Here is a 17616-nt window from a genome sequence, read left to right on the forward strand (position 1 = left end):
TCGGTGGCGCCGCGCTCGCGTGCAGGCAGGCCCGACGAATGGCGCTAGACTGGCCCCCATGTCCAATGATGTGCCTATTCCCTCCGTCGCCGCGCGGATCGTTGCCTTGCCTGCGCAGGCGTTGCGCTTGCGGGTCGATCCGTCGTCCTTGGGCTTTGCGAGCACCGATGAGCTGGCGCACGAGCCGCTGCCTTGGATCGGGCAGGCACGCGCGCAGACGGCGGCGCGTTTCGGTCTGACGCTGGATCAGCCCCATACGCACCTGTTCGTGTTGGGGGCGGTGGGCACGGGGCGCTCTACCCTGCTGGCGCAGGAGATGCGCGCGGTGGCGGCGCAGCGCCCGGTGCCGCCCGATTTGTGCTATTTGCACAATTTTTCGACGCCCGAGCGTCCGCGCGCGTTGCGTCTGCCGGCGGGACAAGGACGCCAGCTGCGCCAGCGCATGGCCGAGTTCTGCCAGCTGCTGCAGGTGGAAATTCCCAAGCGCTTGAGTGAGCCCTCGTTCAAGGCGGCGCTGTCGGCGCTGGAAAAAACCTACAGTGACCGCGAGACCGAGGCGTTTGCCGCGCTGTCGGCCTTCGCGCGGCAGCGCCATTTCGCGCTGCGGCGTGAAAGCGGGCAGCTGATCTTCACCTTGCTGGACGACCGGGGCGAGCCGCTCACCGCCGAGGCGCTGGCAGCGCTCGACGCTGAGCGCCGCGCCGCCTACGACGAAGGCGAACGTGAGCTGCGCGCCGAAATCTTGCGTTTTTTGGAGGTCACCGCCGGGCTGGAGCGCGCCCTGCGCGAGGGCGTGGGGGCGCTGCGCCAGCAGGCGGTGCGCCCACTGCTGGACCGCGAGCTCGACGCCATCCGGCAAGGCCTGCGCAAACAGATCAAAGACACGCGCAAGCTTGGCCAGTGGCTCGACGCCGTCGAGCGCGACGTGCTGCAATATCTGGAGCTGTTCGAGCCCGCAGATGAGGACGATGACGCCGAGCGACGCGATGCACTGGAGCGGCGGCTACAGCGTTATCGCGTCAACCTGGTGGTGGACAACGCCGACCAACAGGGGGCGCCGGTCATCATCGAGGACAACCCGCTGTACCGGCCGCTGTTTGGCAGCATCGAATATCAAACCGACAACGACGTGCTGGTGACGGATTTTTCGCGCATCCGCGCCGGCAGCCTGCTGCGTGCCCATGGCGGCTTCCTGATGCTGCACCTGCGCGACCTGCTGGCCGACGAACTGGTGTGGGAGAAGCTGCGCCGCTTCCTGCGCAGCGGTCGGCTGCAGATCGAGGAGCCGGGCACGATGTTTTCGGCGCTGGCCACCACCTCGCTGGAGCCGGAAGCGGTGGACGTGGACGTCAAGATCGTCCTCATCGGCTCCGACGAGCAGTTCTATGCGCTGCAGGAGGCCGATCCGGAGTTCGCGCGCCACTTCCGCATAAAGGTAGACTTTGCCGAGACGTTCGTCGCCACCGACGAGACGCGGCGCGCCACCGGCGTTTTCGTTGCCCACACCGCGCGCCGGCTGGGGCTGCCGCCGTTCAGTGCCGACGCCGTGGCGCGCCTGATCGAGGACAGCCACCGCGAGGCCGAAGACCAGCGCCGCCAAAGCGCCGCCTTCGGCCGCACCGAGGCGCTGGTGGTGGAGGCCGCCACCGTGGCGCAAGCGCGCGCGGCACGCCGCGTCGAGCGCGGCGATGTCGAGGCGGCGATTGCCGCGCGCAACCGCCGCCACGACTACCCTGACGAGCGTCTGCGCGAGGCGATCGCCGACGGCGACCGCGTGGTGCACGTCCATGGCGCACGGGTGGGGCAGCTCAACGGCTTGGCGGTCGTCGATTTGGGCGACTATCGGTTTGGCGCACCGATTCGGGTGGCGGCGCGCACCTTACCGGGGCAGGAGGGCTTGCTCAACATCGAGCGCGAAGTCGAGCTCTCGGGGCCCATCCACGACAAGGCCGTTTTGGTCCTGCACAGCTATCTGTCGGCCTTGTTTGCACCGCTGGCGCCGCTGGCCTTGACGGCCTCCATCATGTTCGAGCAGGAGTACAGCGGCATCGAGGGCGACTCGGCCTCCTGTGCCGAGTTCTATGCGCTGCTGTCGGCGCTGGCGGGTGTGCCGCTGCGCCAGGGGATTGCCGTCACCGGGGCCATCAACCCGTTTGGCGAGGTGTTGCCCATCGGGGGTGTCAACGAGAAGATCGAGGGGTTTTACCGTGTCTGTGCACAGGCGGGCCTGGACGGCACCCAAGGCGTGCTGATTCCGGCGCGCAACCGCCGCCACCTGATGTTGGCCGACGACGTCTGCGAAGCGGTGGCCGCAGGCTGCTTTCACGTCTGGGCGGTCGATCACGTGGCCGACGGCATGACCTTGCTGACTGGGGTACCGTTTGGCGCTGCCGACCCCACCGCGCTGGGCGCTTTGGCGGCGGCCGACCACGCAGACGGCGCGTCGCCCGAATTTCACCCCGACTCAGTCTTGGGGCGCGCCGCCGCCACTTTGGTGGCGTATCGCCGTGCCTGTCTGCGCGCCGGCAATCCGCGCGCCTGGCGGCGGCGCTAGATCGGCGCGCCGTTTACCCCCGCATCAAGGCCTCGATGGCGTCGGGCTCCACTGGCACGTCGTGGGTGATCAGTTCGCAGCCGGCGGCAGTGACCACGGCATCGTCTTCGATGCGGATGCCGAGATTCCCTCACAGCGCCATCACAACCAGCCGCGCGCCGTCAACGTCTCTTTGACCAGTTGGCCCATCAGCTCATTGGTACGCGGCGTGCCGTGGAAATTGTCGGAAAACACATACGTATTCCACCAACCGGCACCGGCCGGGGCCGCAGCGCTGAGCGCCGCTTCGGTGCAGGTTTGGATGCTGTATGTCGGCAGGCCCTGATCGTCCGTGCCGGTGGCGGGGCAGGCGGGGGTCGTGGTGTTGACGAGCCCAAATGTGGCCGGGGTGCTCAGCCACTGATTGAAAGCACCGAAGAAATCCACCACCGCCACTCGCGACTCGGCGCTGAAACGCTGGGCCAAGCGCGCGTTGAAGGCGATCACCCAAGCGCGCGCCACGGCGGCGATTTGGTCGGCCACCGCTGCCCCGGCTGCACCACCGCCGCTGGCTTGGGCCACGGCAGCCAGTACGGCTTGAAAGCGCGGCGTGCGGGTGACATCGGGCGCGTTGACCACCACCACCCGCTTGGCCCCCTTGGCCAGGGCGTGCGTTTGCAGTGTGTCGGCCAGCTGGTCAGCCAATGCAGTCATGTAGAGGCCGCCGGCCTGAGCGAGTCCTTCGTTTCCACCCGCTGCGGCCTGGGCGATTTGCGCCGGCGTGAGCAATTCGCCCAGCAGCGCCACATACGCCACGCCGCCATCGCTGGAGGCGCGCAAATACGCTCCGATCAGATCGGCGGCGTCATTGCCGCCCCCATCCACGAGCAGCACGTCGCGCTCGTTGTACGGCGTTGCCCCCAAGTCCCGCAGCTGCTGTAACACCGAAAACGGCGTCGAGTCGCCGGCACTGCCGATCACGTTGATGCGCGCACCGCCGACGGCGTAGTTGGTGCAATGGGCGGCAGCGGGGTTGGCGGCGACCGTGTTGGGGCCCGTGGCCGTGTAGCGCGGGCACAACGGATCGACGTCGGCCGCGTCGGCCACATGGTCCACCCAAATGCGGGTCTGCACCAAGCTGCTGGCCTGTACGGTGAACTTGAAGCCAAAGGTTCCCCCATCCGACAGGCTGTCGCCCACGACCTTCACGGAGGTCACGTCAGAGCCGCCGCCGCAAGCGGTCAACACCGCGGCCAGGGCAAGGGTGGTCACTCGAAATGTCCAGCGCATGCGCGTCTCCCGTAAGTCGAACGACCGTTCGATGATAGAGGCGGTGCGGGCGCGGCGCCTATACGGAATTTCCCCCGATCGGTGTCGGTGTGGCGACACGCTGTCGAGCCGGCGCCGTCAGCGTATGTGCTTGTAGCGCTTGGCGTGCAAAGCCTGCGCGATGCTCAGGGCGCGCGGGCCCGGCAGCAAGCTGCCCGTCTGACCCGCCTGCAGTGCCCCCACCTGCACCACGGCCAGGTAAAAACCGCAGCGCTGGGATTGCACCATGTCCCGGCCGGCCTGTGCGTAGCCCATCACCGCGGCGAACTTGAAGCAAGGCTGGCGCGGCTCGGTCACACGCAGCACGGCATCGCCCAGGTGCAGCTCGTCACCCACGTACACGTCGGCCTCGGTCAGCGGTGCGTCCAATCCGCGCAGGCCCAGGTTTTCGCCGACGAAACCCGGCGGCAATGCCTCATCCAGCAGATCGACCGCTCGTTGACGCCGTTGCGCCTGCCACCAGGCGTGGTGCTGCACCGGCCACGCGTACACGGCCTTATCCAGGCCGCCGTGCACAGTGGGGTCGGCCTGTTCGTCATCGGCCAGCCCCAGCGGACCCAGTGGCACCGCGTCCATACGTGGGCGTTTCCCGATGGCGCTGGCGAAACGCCGGCCGTTCACCACCAGCGGCGCCACGCTGCCGGTGCACAGGTATTCGAGCGCGACGCGCACCGCGGCGGCCATGGTCTCTCACCCCCGCATCAAGGCCTCGATGGCGTCGGGCTCCACTGGCACGTCGCGGGTGATGAGGTCACAGCCGGCGGTAGTGATCACGGCATCGTCTTCGATGCGGATCCCCAGGTTCCAGAACGCCGACGGCACGCCCTCGGCAGGGCGCACGTACAACCCCGGCTCAATGGTCAATACCATGCCCGGGCGCAGGATGCGGCTGGGGCGGTCGCGGATGATCTCACCACTCAAGGGGTCGCGCCGTTCGTTCAGTTGACCGATCTCAGCCGGCTCTACGTAGCTGCCCACGTCGTGTACGTCCAGCCCCAGCCAGTGACCGGTGCGGTGCATGTAGAAGCGAAAATAGTGGCGCTGCTCGATGACGTCGTCCAGATGGCCAACGTCGTTTTTGTCCAGGAGCCCCAGGTCCAGCAGGCCTTGCGCCAAAACGCGCACCGCGGCGTCGTGCGCATCGACGAAGCGCGCACCCGGGCGGGTGGCTTCGACGGCGGCCTGCTGGGCCGCCAGCACGAGCTGGTACAGGTCGCGTTGCGGTCCGCTGAAGCGCCCAGTGGCTGGGAAGGTACGCGTGATGTCGCTGGCGTAGCCGTCGAGTTCGCAGCCGGCGTCGATCAGCACCAAATCGCCATCGCGCACGGGCGCCGCGTCGGCGCGGTAGTGCAATACGCAGGCGTTGGCGCCAGCGGCTACGATGCTGCCGTAAGCCGGGTACTGCGAACCGTTTTGGCGGAATTCGTGCAGCAGTTCGGCGTCCAGGTGGTACTCGCGCACATCCTGGCCGGCGCGAATCATGGCCGCGCAGCGCTGCATGGCGCGGATGTGGGCGCGCGCGCTGATGCGCGCCGCGCGCCGCATCACGTCCAGCTCGTGTGCATCCTTGATCAAGCGCATCTCGTCCAGCAGCGCGCACAGATCGCGCAGTGTCTGTGGACAGTCCACCCCGACGCGAACGCGTGCACGCACTTTCTGCAGCCAGCCATCGATGCGGCTTTCCAGCCCCGGGTGGACGGCGAACGGATACCACACCGCGCTGCGGTTTTCCAGCCAGGCGGGCAGGCGCGCATCCAGTTCATCGACTGGATAGGCTTCGTCCACCCCCAGCGCGGCGGGGGCGGCCGCTGGCCCCAGCCGGTAGCCGTCCCAGATCTCGCGCTCGGGATCTTTGGGCTGGCAGAACAGGCGGCTGCGCCCGTCGGCCGTCAACACCAGCCATGCATTCGGTTCGGTGAAACCGGTCAGGTAGTAGAAATAGCTGTCGAAGCGAAACAAAAACTCGCTGTCGCGGTTGCGCAGCCGGGTCGGCGCGGTGGGCACGATGGCGATGCCGCCGTCGCCGAGCTGGGCCGCCAGCCGAGCGCGGCGCTCGGCGTACAACGTGTGGTGGGCAATCGGTGTGGTCATGCCCCCGATGATACGAAGGGGCGCGCAGCGGCGTTGAGTGCGGCCCAACGCTGCGGGGTGCCGACGTCGGTCCAGGGGCCGTGCCAGACCTCGGCGCTGATGCGGCCGGCGGCCATCGCACGCCGTAGCACCGGGGCCAGCGGGGCGGCGATGCCATCGGGATTGCCGCGCGCAATGTCACACCACGGGGGCTCGAACAGCGCGTGGCGCAGCAGGGCGACGGTGGCATAGGTCCAGCGCGGGCGCGGGTCGTCGGCCGGCAGGTCGAGCGCGCGCCCTCGCTCATCCAGCCCAAAGTCGCCGCGGGGGTGATGATTGGGGTTGGGCACCAGCCACAGGTGGGCCAGATCGCCGCTGGCAGCGAAGCGCTCGCGCGCCTGCGATGCGAACGGGAAGGTCGGCATGAAGACGTCACCCGCAGCAACCCAGAATGGGTCGGTCAGACGCGGCAGCGCGCGCGCGATGCCGCCGGCGGTCTCCAGCGCTCGGCCGAAATCGCGTCCCTCCATCGAATAGTGCAAGGCCACCGCTGCGCCTGCCGCGCAGTAGGTGGCGCCGAGCGCGCGGGGCAGCTGCTCGCCCAGCCATGCGGTGTTGATGAGGACGTTGCGCACGCCGGCGCGCGCCAGCGCTGCCAAGTGCCAGCTCAGCAACGGGCGGCCGTGCACGGGCAGCAGTGGCTTCGGGGTGGTGTCGGTGAGGGGGCGCATGCGCTCGCCGCGGCCAGCGGCCAGCAGCAGCGCTTCGCACGGCGGCGGTGTGGTCATGGCGCCATTTTGCGTACAATCGACTTGATAATTGTCAACCGGAGGCTGACCGCATGGCCCACGCCCAAACCCACGAATCCACCCCGCCGTCTGATGATCCGGCGGAATCCATCGTTGGTGTCATTCCCTGGCTCATCCCGTTGGCCGGCGCTATTTTGATGTTCCTGCTGGCGTTCATCGCCGTGGTCATGGCTTGAGCAAGCACGCCAGCATACCGCTGGCGCGCCGTCGTGGTCGGCTGGGTGCGGCCCCTCGCTGTGGCCGGCGCCCCCTTCACTTCTGGCCAGTCGCTCCCTCGGCCTCCGAGCAGGCCCGCCCTGCCCGGCGGGTGTTGGCGCCCATGGATTTATCGTTTGTCGGCCATCCGCGGCACGGCGTCGCAGGCGCGCCAACGGCAGTGTCATCGGGGTGTCATCAAGCCATGCATGTTTTGCATGAGGATGGGTGCTTGGTTGGCTTCACGGCGCCGCCTCCACTTCCTACAATGCGCCGACCGCCCGAGTGGGTCGGCCGGCACGGGCGTCATCCCGCCCATGCTCGGCGTCAGCGGCCACCGCGATCCGTGTGACGATCGAACCCCCTGGGGTGTAGCGCACCGCCAACGGCGGTGGTGCCGTTTCCTTGCCGTTACGTGCCCGGTGCGGTACGTACCTTCGCTGTCGCATACGCATACCAGGATCGTTGCCCCATGAATGCCCCCGTGATGCCGGGTCTCTCACTGCGCCCGCCCGCCTACGTCAAACACAGCCGCCTGATCGCTTGGGTGGCCGATATGGCCGCGTTGTGCAAGCCCGACCGCATCGAGTGGTGCGACGGCAGCCAGGCCGAATATGACCGCCTGTGCGAGCAGATGGTCGCGGCGGGCACGCTCAAGCGCCTCAACCCGGTCAAACGTCCGAACTCATATCTGGCCTGGACCGACCCGTCCGATGTGGCGCGCGTGGAGGATCGTACCTTCATTTGTTCGGCGCGGCGCGAAGACGCTGGCCCGACCAATCATTGGATGGCTCCGCAAGAGATGCGCGCCATCCTGCAGTATGGCCGTGATGGCCAGCCGGGGCTGTTCGACGGTTGTATGCGCGGCCGCACCATGTACGTCATCCCCTTCAGCATGGGACCACTGGGTTCGCCCATCGCGCAGATCGGCGTCGAGCTCACCGACAGCCCTTATGTCGTCGTGAACATGAGGCTGATGACGCGCATGGGCCGCGCGGTCTATGACGTGCTGGGCAGCGACGGCGCGTTCGTGCCCTGTGTGCACTCGGTGGGTGCGCCATTGCGGCCCGGGCAAGCCGACGTCGCCTGGCCGTGCAACCCCACCACCAAATACATCGTTCACTACCCCGAAACGCGCGAGATCTGGTCCTACGGCTCCGGTTACGGTGGCAACGCGCTGTTGGGCAAGAAGTGCCTGGCGCTGCGCATCGCCTCGGTCATGGGGCGCGACGAGGGGTGGCTGGCCGAGCACATGCTCATCCTCGGCGTGACCAGCCCAGAGGGCAAAAAATACCACGTCGCCGCGGCGTTTCCGAGCGCATGCGGCAAGACCAACTTCGCCATGCTGGTGCCGCCACGCGGCTTCGAGGGCTGGAAGGTGACCACGATCGGCGACGACATCGCCTGGATCAAGCCGCATGCCGATGGTAGGCTGTATGCCATCAACCCCGAGGCCGGCTATTTCGGTGTGGCGCCCGGCACCAACGAACAGACCAACCCCAACTGTATGGCCAGCTTGAGCCGGGACGTCATCTTCACCAACGTGGCGCTGACCGACGACGGCGATGTGTGGTGGGAGGGCATGGGGCCCGCGCCCGCGCACTGTCTGGACTGGCAGGGGCAGGACTGGACGCCTGCGGATGGCGCGGCCGGGCGCAAGGCCGCGCATCCCAATGCGCGCTTCACGGTGGCGGCCACCAACAACCCGGCGTTGGATCCGCAATGGGACGATCCGCAAGGTGTGCCCATCGATGCCTTCGTTTTTGGTGGGCGCCGCTCCAACACCGTGCCGTTGGTGACCGAAGCGCGTACCTGGATGGAAGGCGTCTACATGGCCGCCACCATGGGCTCCGAAACCACGGCGGCCGCATTCGGCGCCCAGGGCGTGGTGCGGCGCGATCCGTTTGCCATGCTGCCGTTTTGCGGCTACCACATGAGCGACTACTTCCAGCACTGGCTCGATATGGAGCGCCGGCTGGAAGCAAGCGGCCACACCCTGCCGCGTATCTACTGCGTCAACTGGTTCCGCAAGGACGCCGACGGTCGCTTCATCTGGCCCGGCTATGGCGAGAATATGCGCGTTCTGCGTTGGATCATCGATCGGCTGCAAGGGCGGGTGGCGGGCGAGGACCACGCCCTCGGCATCAGCCCCACCTACGATGAGATCCACTGGGACGGACTCGACTTCGGGCGCGAGCGTTTCGCGGCCGTGACCGACATGAACCCTGCGGATTGGGCGCGCGAGTTGGCGCTGCACCAGGAGCTGTTCGACCAGCTGGCGCATCACCTGCCGGCCGAGCTCGTCCAGACCAAAGCCCGCTTGGCCCAGCGCATCTTGGGCCCGACAGGCTCGGCATCGTGACCCCGCCGCGGCTGCCGACGATCGGGGCCGCGCAACCTTGCCGTCTGCGGGCGCCGGGCCAGGCCGTTGCGTGCGCAGATGCAGGTGCCTCAGATGTAGTACAAGCTGTAGCGGCGGCCCCTGGCCGTGGTGACTTGTTCGGCCGCGCTGGAGACCCACTCGCGCAGCGCCCCACGTTCATCGTCCAGTCCGCTGCCCAGGGGGGCCAGCGCCTGCGCCCACGCTTGCGCGTTGGCCGAGCTTTCTTGATGGATGCTCAGCGCATGCAGTTCGGCCTGCAGGCGCGCATCCAGCTGCGCCAGGCGTAGCGTGCGTGCCGCCGCACGCGCCTCGGCGCGGCGCCGTGCCCAGGCATCGAGTGTTGCCATCAAGCGCTGCGCCAGATGACGTGCCGGCGACGCCAGCAAGACGGAGCCCAAAAATACCACTGCCCACATCAGGATCCAGGCAGTGAGCAGATGGCCGTCGGCCCAGGTATCGGTCAGGCGCTCGGCCACGACGGCCAAGGCGGCCACGCCGGCGGCCAACAGCAGGGTCACCAGGGCGCGCGGGGCAGCCGCCCGGCGCGCCAGCTCGGCGCGGGTGGGCGCCGCAACGGGGGATGAAGTCAACGACGTGCTCATGGCAGTGCTCCTATCGGTTTGCCGTGGTGCAGCAATGGCGTGATACTAGGGTTTTCCCGAATGTGATGCAACTTTATTTTTTGAATGACCTATATTCACGGTGGTGATGGATCGGCTCAATTTCCGCACCCTCGATCTCAACCTGTTGCGCGTCTTCGACGAGGTGATGGCCGAGCGCAGCCTCACCCGCGCGGCGCACAACCTGGCGCTGACGCAGCCGGCCGTCAGCAACGCGCTGCGCCGCCTGCGCGAGCTGCTGGGTGACGATCTGGTGCGGCGCGCCGGTCACGGGGTGGAGCCGACGGCGCGCGCCTTGCAGCTGTGGCCAGCCGTGCGCGAGGCGCTGCAACGCCTGCGCGAGACGCTCGCCCCGGGGCCGTTCGATCCCGCCGCGGCGCAGGATGCCTTCGTGCTGGCGATGGCCGACGCCACCGCCAGCCAAATCATGCCGGGGCTGGTGGGCATCTTGGACCGCGAGGCACCAGGCGTGACCTTGCGCGTGTTGCCGCTGACCACCCGAGACCCGCGCCCGTTGCTGGAAAGCGGCGGCGTGGATCTGGCGATCGGCTACTTTCCCGGGGTGCTGGCCGAGCTCGGCGCCACCCACCTACAAGAGCAAGCGCCGCGCTTTTCGTCGCGCCGGCTGTACGAAGGCCACTATGTGGTGGCGATGCGGCGTGACCACCCGCTGGCGAAGGGTGAGCTGACGCTGGACGCCTACTGCGCCGCGCGTCACCTGTTGGTGAGTTTTTCCGGGCGCCCATTCGGCTTCGTGGACGAGGCGTTGGCGGCGCTGTCGCGCCGGCGGCGTATCGTGCTCACCGTCAACCAATTTTTCACGGCGGGGCAGGTGGTGGCCACGTCGGACCTGCTTACCGTGCTGCCAGCGCACTTTCTGCAGGCCACCGGCCACGCCGAGCGGTTGGCAGTGCGTGCGCTGCCACTGGCCGTGCCGCGTGTGCACGTGGACCTGCTGTGGCACCGCCAACACGATGCGGTCAGCGCCCAGCGCTGGCTGCGTGAGGCGGTAGCGCGCGCCGTCAACGACGCCGCCGTGCGCGCCGCCGGGGGAGTCTGATGCGGCTGCAGCTGCTGTCGGACCTGCACTGGGAGGCCAACCCCAGCTTCGTGCCCGAGCCGGCGCCCGACGCCGAGGTGCTGGTGCTGGCCGGCGATATCGGCTCGTACCAACGCGGCGCGGATGGTTCGGTGATGACGCGCCCCGACTGGGGGTTGCAGGCTTTTTCGCCCTTGCCGCAATACGCCGGCTGGCCGGTGCCGGTGCTGTTCGTGCCGGGTAACCACGAATACGACGCGCTGGACTGGGACGAGGCGCACGCCAACCTGCGCCGGACCTGCGAGCGGCTGGGTATCGTCTGGCTGGAGCGCACGGCTTGGGTCCACCGTGGGGTGCGCTTCCTGGGCACCACGCTGTGGAGCGACTACGACGCGTTGGCCGCGGTGCCGCTGCAGCGCCGGGGGCGGATACGCCCGATCCGGGACCCGGTGGCGCACGCGCAGCGGCAACGCGAACGCGCCATGCGTGCTGCCAACTTTTACCTGACCAAAATGGCTACCCGGCGCGCGGGGCAGCTGTTCGATGCCGCCGCGATGCGCGCCGAAGCGCTGCGCTGTCGCGACTGGCTGCAACGCGCCCTGGCTGAGCCGTTCGCCGGCCCCACGGTGGTGGTGACGCACTTTGCGCCCAGCCTGCGCAGCGCCGACCCGCGCTACGGGCTGCAACCCGGCACGGCGGGTTTTTGCAACGCTTGGGACGACCTGCTGGCGCACGCCGATCTGTGGCTGCACGGGCACCTGCACTGCGCACACGACTACCGGGTGGGCCGTTGTCGCGTGGTCGCCAATCCGCTGGGCTATGCCGACAAAGGCGAGCAGGGTGGCTTTCGTTCGCAGTGTGTCATCGATGTGCCGCGTTGTCACAAAAACGTCACATCCCGTCTCTAGCATCCGTGTGAACCCTCGGTGGTCGAGGGGTTTCTTTTCATCTCGACGGAGTATCCACATGACCCTACGCAAGCTCGTCGCCGCCTTGGGCCTCGTCGGCCTGGGCTTTGTGTCGACCACGGCGTCTGCCCAGCCCGTGCAAGTCGACCCCGCGTTGCCCGACTACCAAAAAGCCTCGGGCGTGTCGGGGAACTTCACCAGCATTGGTTCGGATACCCTCAACAACCTGATGACCCTGTGGGCCGAGGAGTACAAGCGCCTGTACCCGAACGTCAATATCCAGATTCAAGGGGCTGGCTCCTCCACCGCGCCGCCGGCACTGACGGCCGGTACCTCCAACTTCGGGCCGATGAGCCGACTGATGACCGCCAAGGAAGTGGAGGCGTTCGAGAAAAAGCACGGCTACAAGCCGCATCCGGTGCCGGTGGCCATCGACGCCCTGGCCGTGTACGTGCACAAAGACAACCCCATCAAAGGCCTGAGCGTACAAGAGGTCGATGCCATCTTCTCCAGCACGCGCAAGTGCGGGCTGGGTGAAGACATCACCAAGTGGGGTCAAGTCGGCCTGACCGGCGACTGGGCCAACCGCGACATCGCGCTGTACAGCCGCAACTCGGTGTCGGGCACCTATGGCTACTTCAAGGACGTGGCGCTGTGCAAGGGCGACTTCAAGCGCAACGTGGCCGAGCAGCCGGGTTCCGCGTCGGTGGTGCAGTCGGTGGCCACGCAGCTCAATGCCATCGGCTACTCGGGCATCGGCTACAAGACCTCGGGCGTGCGTGCGCTGCCACTGTCGAAGAAAAAGGGTGAGCCGTTCGTGGAACCGGACGCCAAGCACGCCATCGACGGCACCTATCCGTTGGCGCGCGTGCTGTACGTCTACGTCAACAAGAAGCCCAACCAGCCGCTGCCGCCGCTGGAGAGCGAGTTCTTCAAGATGGTGCTGTCCAAGCAAGGGCAGCGCGTGGTGATCAAGGACGGCTTCGTGCCCCTGCCCGCCGCCATGGCCAAGAAGGCTCTCGAAGACCTGAGCAAGTGAGGCGCGCACCATGATCCGCCAACCTCTGATCGGGATCGGGCTGGTTGCCGTGGTGGCGCTGGCCGGTTGTGCGACCCAAAGCCAACCGGCGGCAAAGGCCGCTGCACCGGCCGCAGCGGCGCCTGCCGCTGCCCCGGCGCCGCAGGCCGCCGCCGAAGTGCGCGAGTTCTACGTGGTGTTGCCCGAAGACGGTCGCTACTATGCGTTTGGCGACTTCAAGGTTTATCAGAGCTATCTGACGCATGGCGAGGTGGCCTTGACACGCACCCGCATCGGCGCTGGTCCGAACGGCATGACGCTGGTCTTCGGCATCACCAACGATGATGTCAAAAAAGAGTCGCCGAGCGCGGGCGAGCTGGCCTACGATGGTAAAGTGCCCGTTGCGAAAGACTTCTACGGTGAGGTCTTCAAGGACGGCCGCTACTACGTCTTCGACGATCTGGCACAGCTCAAGGATTTCGCCTCGCATGGTGAAGTGCCGTACTCGTTCACCGACATCGGCGTCGGTCCCAATGGCGCCTCGCTGGTGTGGGTGATGAATGCTCAGTCGGTCAAGGAAGGCAAGCCGCAAGGGCGCATGCAGCGTTTCCAAGCCCTGCGGCGCGGGTCTTGAGGCCGCATCGGTGATAACAACGATACCGGGCTGGGCGGCACGTCCGTGTCGCCCCACCCGATTTTTTGGTGACTCGCGGAACACCACCGGGTCCGCTGTGTGAAGCAACCGTGAACGCTCCATCCACTTCTTCCGCGCAACCCAGTTTGACCGTCACCAGCGTCGACCGCGCGATGCGTCGGCGGCTGCTCACGGACAAATGGTTTCGCATCCTCATGGTCGTCGGCGGCCTAGGTGTGATTGTGGCGATATCGGCGATCTTTTTTTATCTCGCCAGCGTCGTCGTGCCGCTGTTTCAGGAGCCGGAGATCGAGCGCCCACAGCGCTTCGCCGTTCCCGGCGACGCCACCCGCCCGGCGGTTACCCTCATCACCGACGAATTGCGTGAGCAGGTGCTGCGCGTGCAGCCGGACGCGCACATCATCGTGGTGCGCTATGACGACGGCCGCGAGCTGGGGCGCACCCGCGTGGCGCTGCCCGCAGGGGCCAAGCCGCTGTCGGCGGCCGTGGCCGACCGGGCCAGCGGGGTGTTCGCATTTGGGTTGGATGACGGCCGCGTGGTCGTGGCCAAAGCGGGCTTCAAAGTCAGCTTCGATGCGCAGAGTCGCCGGGTCATCGAGCCCGAGGTGGCTTACCCGGCTGGCTCCGATCCGATCGATCTCGGGGCCAATGGCCGCGCCTTGCAGCTGCTGGCCGTGCAGTCGAGCGAAAGCGGCACCACCGTGGCGGCCCTCACCGAGGACGGGCGGGTGTTGGTCAACGGTATCGAGATCGAACGCAATCCGATCACAGGGGCCGAGTCGGTCAACAGCAATGGCGCTGAGCTGACGCCGACGCCCCCACAGGTGCGCCAGCTGCTCATCGAATACAAGCAGCGTGAGTTGTATGTGTTGGCGGGCGCCAACGAACTGTGGCGCTACGACATCAGCGACAAGGCCAAACCCGAGTTGCTCGAAAAAGTGACGCTGACGGCCGCTGGCGAACGGGTTACGGCGTTGACCATGCTCTCCGGTGGCTTCTCCCTCATCGTTGGCACCGAACGCGGGGCGTTGGCGCAGTGGTTCCCCGTGCGCGAGGAGGGCACCCGCTTCAAGCTCACCCACATTCGTGACTTTCCGGCGATGCCGGCGGCGATCACGGCGCTGGAGCCCGAGCACCATCGCAAGGGCTTCATGGCCGGCGACGCGCAGGGCCACCTGGGCAGTTACTTTGCCACCTCCAAGCGGTTGTTGTTCTTGCGCCGTCTGACCGAGCAGCCCATCGTGGCGTTGGCCTATCCGCCGCGCGGCAACGGCTACATGGTCGAGGACGCCGGCGGACAGATGCACACGGCCATCGTGCACAACGACTACCCCGAGGTGTCTTTTTACGCCACCTGGCAGAAGGTGTGGTACGAAAGCTATGAGGAGCCGGCGTACGTGTGGCAATCGTCGGCGGCCAACGCCGACTTCGAGCCCAAGTTCAGCCTGGCGCCGCTGACCTACGGCACGCTCAAGGCTACTTTCTACGCCATGATGGTGGCCGTACCGCTGGCCATCTTGGGGGCGATCTACACCGCCTATTTCATGTCGCCGCGCGTGCGTGGCATGGTCAAGCCGACGATCGAGGTCATGGAGGCCTTGCCGACCGTGATCTTGGGGTTTTTGGCCGGTCTGTGGCTGGCGCCATTCGTTGAAAACAATCTCGCCGGCGTGTTGCTGACCTTATTCACCTTCCCGTTGGCCTTCGTGCTGGCCGCGTGGCTGTTCCATCTGCTGCCCGAGTCACTGCGTCAACGCGTGCCGCCTGGGTGGGAGGCGGCGCTGTTGGTGCCAGTGACGATGGCGCAGATCTGGCTTTGTTTGACCATCGGCCACCCCCTCGAGGCGTGGCTGTTCGATGGCGATATGCCGAACTGGCTCAGCAACGTCGCCGGCATCACTTTCGAGCAACGCAACTCGCTGGTGGTGGGCATTGCGATGGGCTTTGCGGTGACGCCGACCATTTTCTCGATTGCCGAAGACGCGGTTTTTTCGGTGCCCAAGCATCTGACCACCGGCTCGCTGGCGCTGGGGGCGACACCCTGGCAAACTTTGTGGCGCGTGGTGCTGCTGACCGCAAGCCCCGGCATTTTCTCCGCCGTAATGATCGGTTTGGGGCGGGCGGTCGGTGAGACGATGATCGTGCTGATGGCCACCGGCAACACCGCGGTAATGGACTTTAGCATCTTCACCGGCTTTCGCACGCTGGCGGCCAACATCGGCGTCGAAATGCCCGAGGCCGGCGTGGGCGAGACCCACTACCGACTGTTGTTCTTGTCGGCCTTGGTGCTGTTCGGCTTCACGTTCGTGGTCAACACCGCGGCCGAGCTGGTACGGCAGAAGCTGCGCGAGCGCTACCAAACCATCTGAGACGGGCCGTTGGCGGAAAAGATGAGCATGAAAGATTGGTTCAAGTCGGGCTCGCCCTGGATTTGGTTGACCGCCGGGGCGGTGGCGCTGTGCGTTTTGGCGGTGGCCGGCGTGCTGTGGATATCGGCGGCGCGCGGGTTGACGCATTTTTGGCCGCGCGCGGTGGCGGAGACGACGTTTCGCGACGGCGAGCGCCAGGTACGCGTCATTGGCGAGTTGCGCGACACCGAAGAGGTGGCGGTGCGGCGCCTGCGCGAAGCAGGCTTTCAAATCGACACCCAGGCGGCGTTCGTGGATCGGGTGCTCATCAAGCTGGGCAATCGGGACCTGACCGGGCAGGATTTTCGCTGGTATCCGCGTCCCTTGCTCGGCGAGCTGTCCTACCCACAAGATATCCTGACGGTGGAGCGGCACGAGTGGGGCAATGCCTACGGGCACCTGAAGGCCGTCAAGGAAGCCGAGCAAATCGTCGCCGAAGGCGCCACGGCCTGGCCCGCGCTGGTCGAGCGCGTGCAGCGGGCGCAGCGTCTGTTCGCCGAGATCTACCGCATCGAAAAATTCGATATCGGCGACATCAACTACCGTATCGAACAATTGCGCCTGCGCCAGCGCAAGGCCGAGCTGCGCGGCGAGTTGACCGATGCGCTGAAAGCCGATTTGGAGCGCCAGCGGGAAGCCTTGCAGGCGCAGTTTACCACCTTGCAAGAGCGTCTGCAGCGTCTGCGCGACGACATCGGGCGCGATACGGTGGTGTTGGAAGTCGCTGACGGCAGCGATATCGAAATCAAGCTCGCGCTGGTGGCCGACGTCTATCGGCCCAATGCGATGAGCGTCGCAGAAAAAATCGGCCACTATTTCCGCAAGGCGTGGGAATTTTTGCGCGACGACCCGCGAGAGGCCAATACCGAGGGCGGGATCTTCCCGGCCATCTTCGGCACCATGACGATGGTGCTGGTGATGTCGGTGTTCGTGACGCCGTTTGGCATCATGGCCGCGATCTACATGCGCGAATACGCGCGCCAGGGACCGCTGATCCGCATCATCCGTATCTCGGTCAACAATCTGGCGGGGGTGCCATCGATCGTCTACGGGGTGTTCGGTCTGGGGTTCTTCGTGTACCTGCTGGGCGGCAACATCGACCGCTTGTTCTACCCGGAGGCGCTACCCGCGCCCACCTTCGGTACGCCGGGCTTGCTGTGGGCGTCGCTGACGCTGGCCATTTTGACGCTGCCGGTGGTGATCGTCGCCACCGAGGAGGGGCTGGCGCGCGTGCCGCGCTCGGTGCGCGAAGGCAGCTTGGCCTTGGGTGCCACCAAAGCCGAGACCTTGTTGCGCACGGTGTTGCCGATGGCCAGCCCGGCGATGATGACCGGCCTCATTCTGGCCGTGGCCCGCGCCGCGGGGGAGGTCGCACCGCTGATGTTGGTGGGGGTGGTCAAGCTCGCGCCGGCGCTGCCCATCGACGGCTATCCGCCGTTCATCCATTTGGATCGCAAGTTCATGCACTTGGGGTTCCATATCTATGACGTCGGCTTCCAGAGCCCGAACGTCGAGGCCGCGCGCCCAGTGGTGTATGCGACCGCGCTGCTGTTGGTCGTTCTCATCATGGTGCTGAATTTGACGGCGATTTATTTGCGCAACCGGCTGCGTGAGAAATATCGCGGCTTGGAAGGCGTCTAAACGGATTA

14 protein-coding genes are annotated in these 17616 nt (G+C 66.6%); 9 read left to right on the plus strand and 5 right to left on the minus strand.

Annotation, left to right across the window (positions count from 1 at the left end; translation table 11 throughout):
- The first annotated feature begins 58 nt into the window (after positions 1–58).
- Complete coding sequence (locus tag Tchar_RS04370; RefSeq protein ID WP_144327861.1) at positions 59–2554, plus strand: Lon protease family protein; 2496 nt, start codon at positions 59–61, stop codon at positions 2552–2554.
- A gap of 141 nt (positions 2555–2695) precedes the next feature.
- Here Tchar_RS04370 and Tchar_RS04375 read toward each other — a convergent pair whose 3' ends face one another.
- The 4 genes from Tchar_RS04375 to Tchar_RS04390 all read right to left on the minus strand — a co-directional run bounded on the left by Tchar_RS04375 (position 2696) and on the right by Tchar_RS04390 (position 6720).
- The gene (locus Tchar_RS04375) at positions 2696–3805 is read right to left on the minus strand and encodes an SGNH/GDSL hydrolase family protein (protein ID WP_236640213.1); all 1110 of its coding nucleotides are present in this window, start codon (positions 3803–3805) and stop codon (positions 2696–2698) included.
- Between the two features lie 135 nt (positions 3806–3940).
- Complete coding sequence (locus Tchar_RS04380) at positions 3941–4546, minus strand: MOSC domain-containing protein (RefSeq protein WP_144327863.1); 606 nt, start codon at positions 4544–4546, stop codon at positions 3941–3943.
- 6 nt (positions 4547–4552) lie between these two features.
- Positions 4553–5953 (minus strand): aminopeptidase P N-terminal domain-containing protein, encoded by a 1401-nt coding sequence (locus Tchar_RS04385; protein WP_144327864.1) that lies wholly within the window; start codon positions 5951–5953, stop codon positions 4553–4555.
- Complete coding sequence (locus tag Tchar_RS04390; protein ID WP_144327865.1) at positions 5950–6720, minus strand: nucleotidyltransferase family protein; 771 nt, start codon at positions 6718–6720, stop codon at positions 5950–5952. The genes Tchar_RS04385 and Tchar_RS04390 overlap by 4 nt, the downstream gene beginning before the upstream one ends.
- 53 nt (positions 6721–6773) lie before the next feature.
- Here Tchar_RS04390 and Tchar_RS13810 point away from each other — a divergent pair, with 53 nt between their 5' ends.
- A complete protein-coding gene (locus Tchar_RS13810) occupies positions 6774–6917 on the plus strand; it encodes a hypothetical protein (RefSeq protein WP_201739301.1) in 144 nt (47 codons plus the stop codon).
- Positions 6918–7408: 491 nt separating this feature from the next.
- Positions 7409–9298 (plus strand): phosphoenolpyruvate carboxykinase (GTP), encoded by a 1890-nt coding sequence (locus Tchar_RS04395; protein WP_144327866.1) that lies wholly within the window; start codon positions 7409–7411, stop codon positions 9296–9298.
- 89 nt (positions 9299–9387) lie between these two features.
- Here Tchar_RS04395 and Tchar_RS04400 read toward each other — a convergent pair whose 3' ends face one another.
- Complete coding sequence (locus Tchar_RS04400; RefSeq protein WP_144327867.1) at positions 9388–9921, minus strand: hypothetical protein; 534 nt, start codon at positions 9919–9921, stop codon at positions 9388–9390.
- A gap of 106 nt (positions 9922–10027) precedes the next feature.
- Here Tchar_RS04400 and Tchar_RS04405 point away from each other — a divergent pair, with 106 nt between their 5' ends.
- The 6 genes from Tchar_RS04405 (at position 10028) to pstA (ending at position 17608) form a co-directional block, all read left to right on the plus strand.
- Entirely contained in the window at positions 10028–10999 is a 972-nt protein-coding gene (locus Tchar_RS04405) for a LysR family transcriptional regulator (protein ID WP_144327868.1), read from the plus strand.
- Positions 10999–11886 (plus strand): metallophosphoesterase, encoded by an 888-nt coding sequence (locus tag Tchar_RS04410; protein WP_144327869.1) that lies wholly within the window; start codon positions 10999–11001, stop codon positions 11884–11886. The genes Tchar_RS04405 and Tchar_RS04410 overlap by 1 nt, the downstream gene beginning before the upstream one ends.
- A 58-nt stretch (positions 11887–11944) precedes the next feature.
- A complete protein-coding gene (locus Tchar_RS04415; RefSeq protein ID WP_144327870.1) occupies positions 11945–12925 on the plus strand; it encodes a PstS family phosphate ABC transporter substrate-binding protein in 981 nt (326 codons plus the stop codon).
- Between the two features lie 10 nt (positions 12926–12935).
- A complete protein-coding gene (locus Tchar_RS04420) occupies positions 12936–13538 on the plus strand; it encodes a hypothetical protein (RefSeq protein WP_144327871.1) in 603 nt (200 codons plus the stop codon).
- A 110-nt stretch (positions 13539–13648) separates the two neighbouring features.
- Positions 13649–15928 carry an ABC transporter permease subunit gene (locus Tchar_RS04425; protein WP_236640216.1) on the plus strand — a complete coding sequence of 760 codons (2280 nt, stop codon included), beginning with the start codon at positions 13649–13651 and terminating at the stop codon, positions 15926–15928.
- A 21-nt stretch (positions 15929–15949) separates the two neighbouring features.
- Positions 15950–17608, plus strand: a complete 1659-nt coding sequence (pstA, locus tag Tchar_RS04430) for a phosphate ABC transporter permease PstA (RefSeq protein ID WP_236640219.1) — start codon at positions 15950–15952, stop codon at positions 17606–17608.
- The last annotated feature ends 8 nt before the right edge of the window (positions 17609–17616 follow it).

This window comes from Tepidimonas charontis, assembly GCF_007556685.1.
GTDB classification, from domain to species: Bacteria; Pseudomonadota; Gammaproteobacteria; order Burkholderiales; family Burkholderiaceae_C; genus Tepidimonas; species Tepidimonas charontis.

What these genes read in the sequence shown, in the direction of transcription:
- Tchar_RS04370 (WP_144327861.1), top strand. Translation starts at nt 59, where the DNA reads ATGTCCAATGATGTGCCTATTCCCTCCGTCGCCGCGCGGATCGTTGCC.
- Tchar_RS04380 (WP_144327863.1), bottom strand. Translation starts at nt 4,546, where the DNA reads ATGGCCGCCGCGGTGCGCGTCGCGCTCGAATACCTGTGCACCGGCAGC.
- Tchar_RS04385 (WP_144327864.1), bottom strand. Translation starts at nt 5,953, where the DNA reads ATGACCACACCGATTGCCCACCACACGTTGTACGCCGAGCGCCGCGCT.
- Tchar_RS04390 (WP_144327865.1), bottom strand. Translation starts at nt 6,720, where the DNA reads ATGACCACACCGCCGCCGTGCGAAGCGCTGCTGCTGGCCGCTGGCCGC.
- Tchar_RS13810 (WP_201739301.1), top strand. Translation starts at nt 6,774, where the DNA reads ATGGCCCACGCCCAAACCCACGAATCCACCCCGCCGTCTGATGATCCG.
- Tchar_RS04395 (WP_144327866.1), top strand. Translation starts at nt 7,409, where the DNA reads ATGAATGCCCCCGTGATGCCGGGTCTCTCACTGCGCCCGCCCGCCTAC.
- Tchar_RS04400 (WP_144327867.1), bottom strand. Translation starts at nt 9,921, where the DNA reads ATGAGCACGTCGTTGACTTCATCCCCCGTTGCGGCGCCCACCCGCGCC.
- Tchar_RS04405 (WP_144327868.1), top strand. Translation starts at nt 10,028, where the DNA reads ATGGATCGGCTCAATTTCCGCACCCTCGATCTCAACCTGTTGCGCGTC.
- Tchar_RS04410 (WP_144327869.1), top strand. Translation starts at nt 10,999, where the DNA reads ATGCGGCTGCAGCTGCTGTCGGACCTGCACTGGGAGGCCAACCCCAGC.
- Tchar_RS04415 (WP_144327870.1), top strand. Translation starts at nt 11,945, where the DNA reads ATGACCCTACGCAAGCTCGTCGCCGCCTTGGGCCTCGTCGGCCTGGGC.
- Tchar_RS04420 (WP_144327871.1), top strand. Translation starts at nt 12,936, where the DNA reads ATGATCCGCCAACCTCTGATCGGGATCGGGCTGGTTGCCGTGGTGGCG.
- pstA (WP_236640219.1), top strand. Translation starts at nt 15,950, where the DNA reads ATGAGCATGAAAGATTGGTTCAAGTCGGGCTCGCCCTGGATTTGGTTG.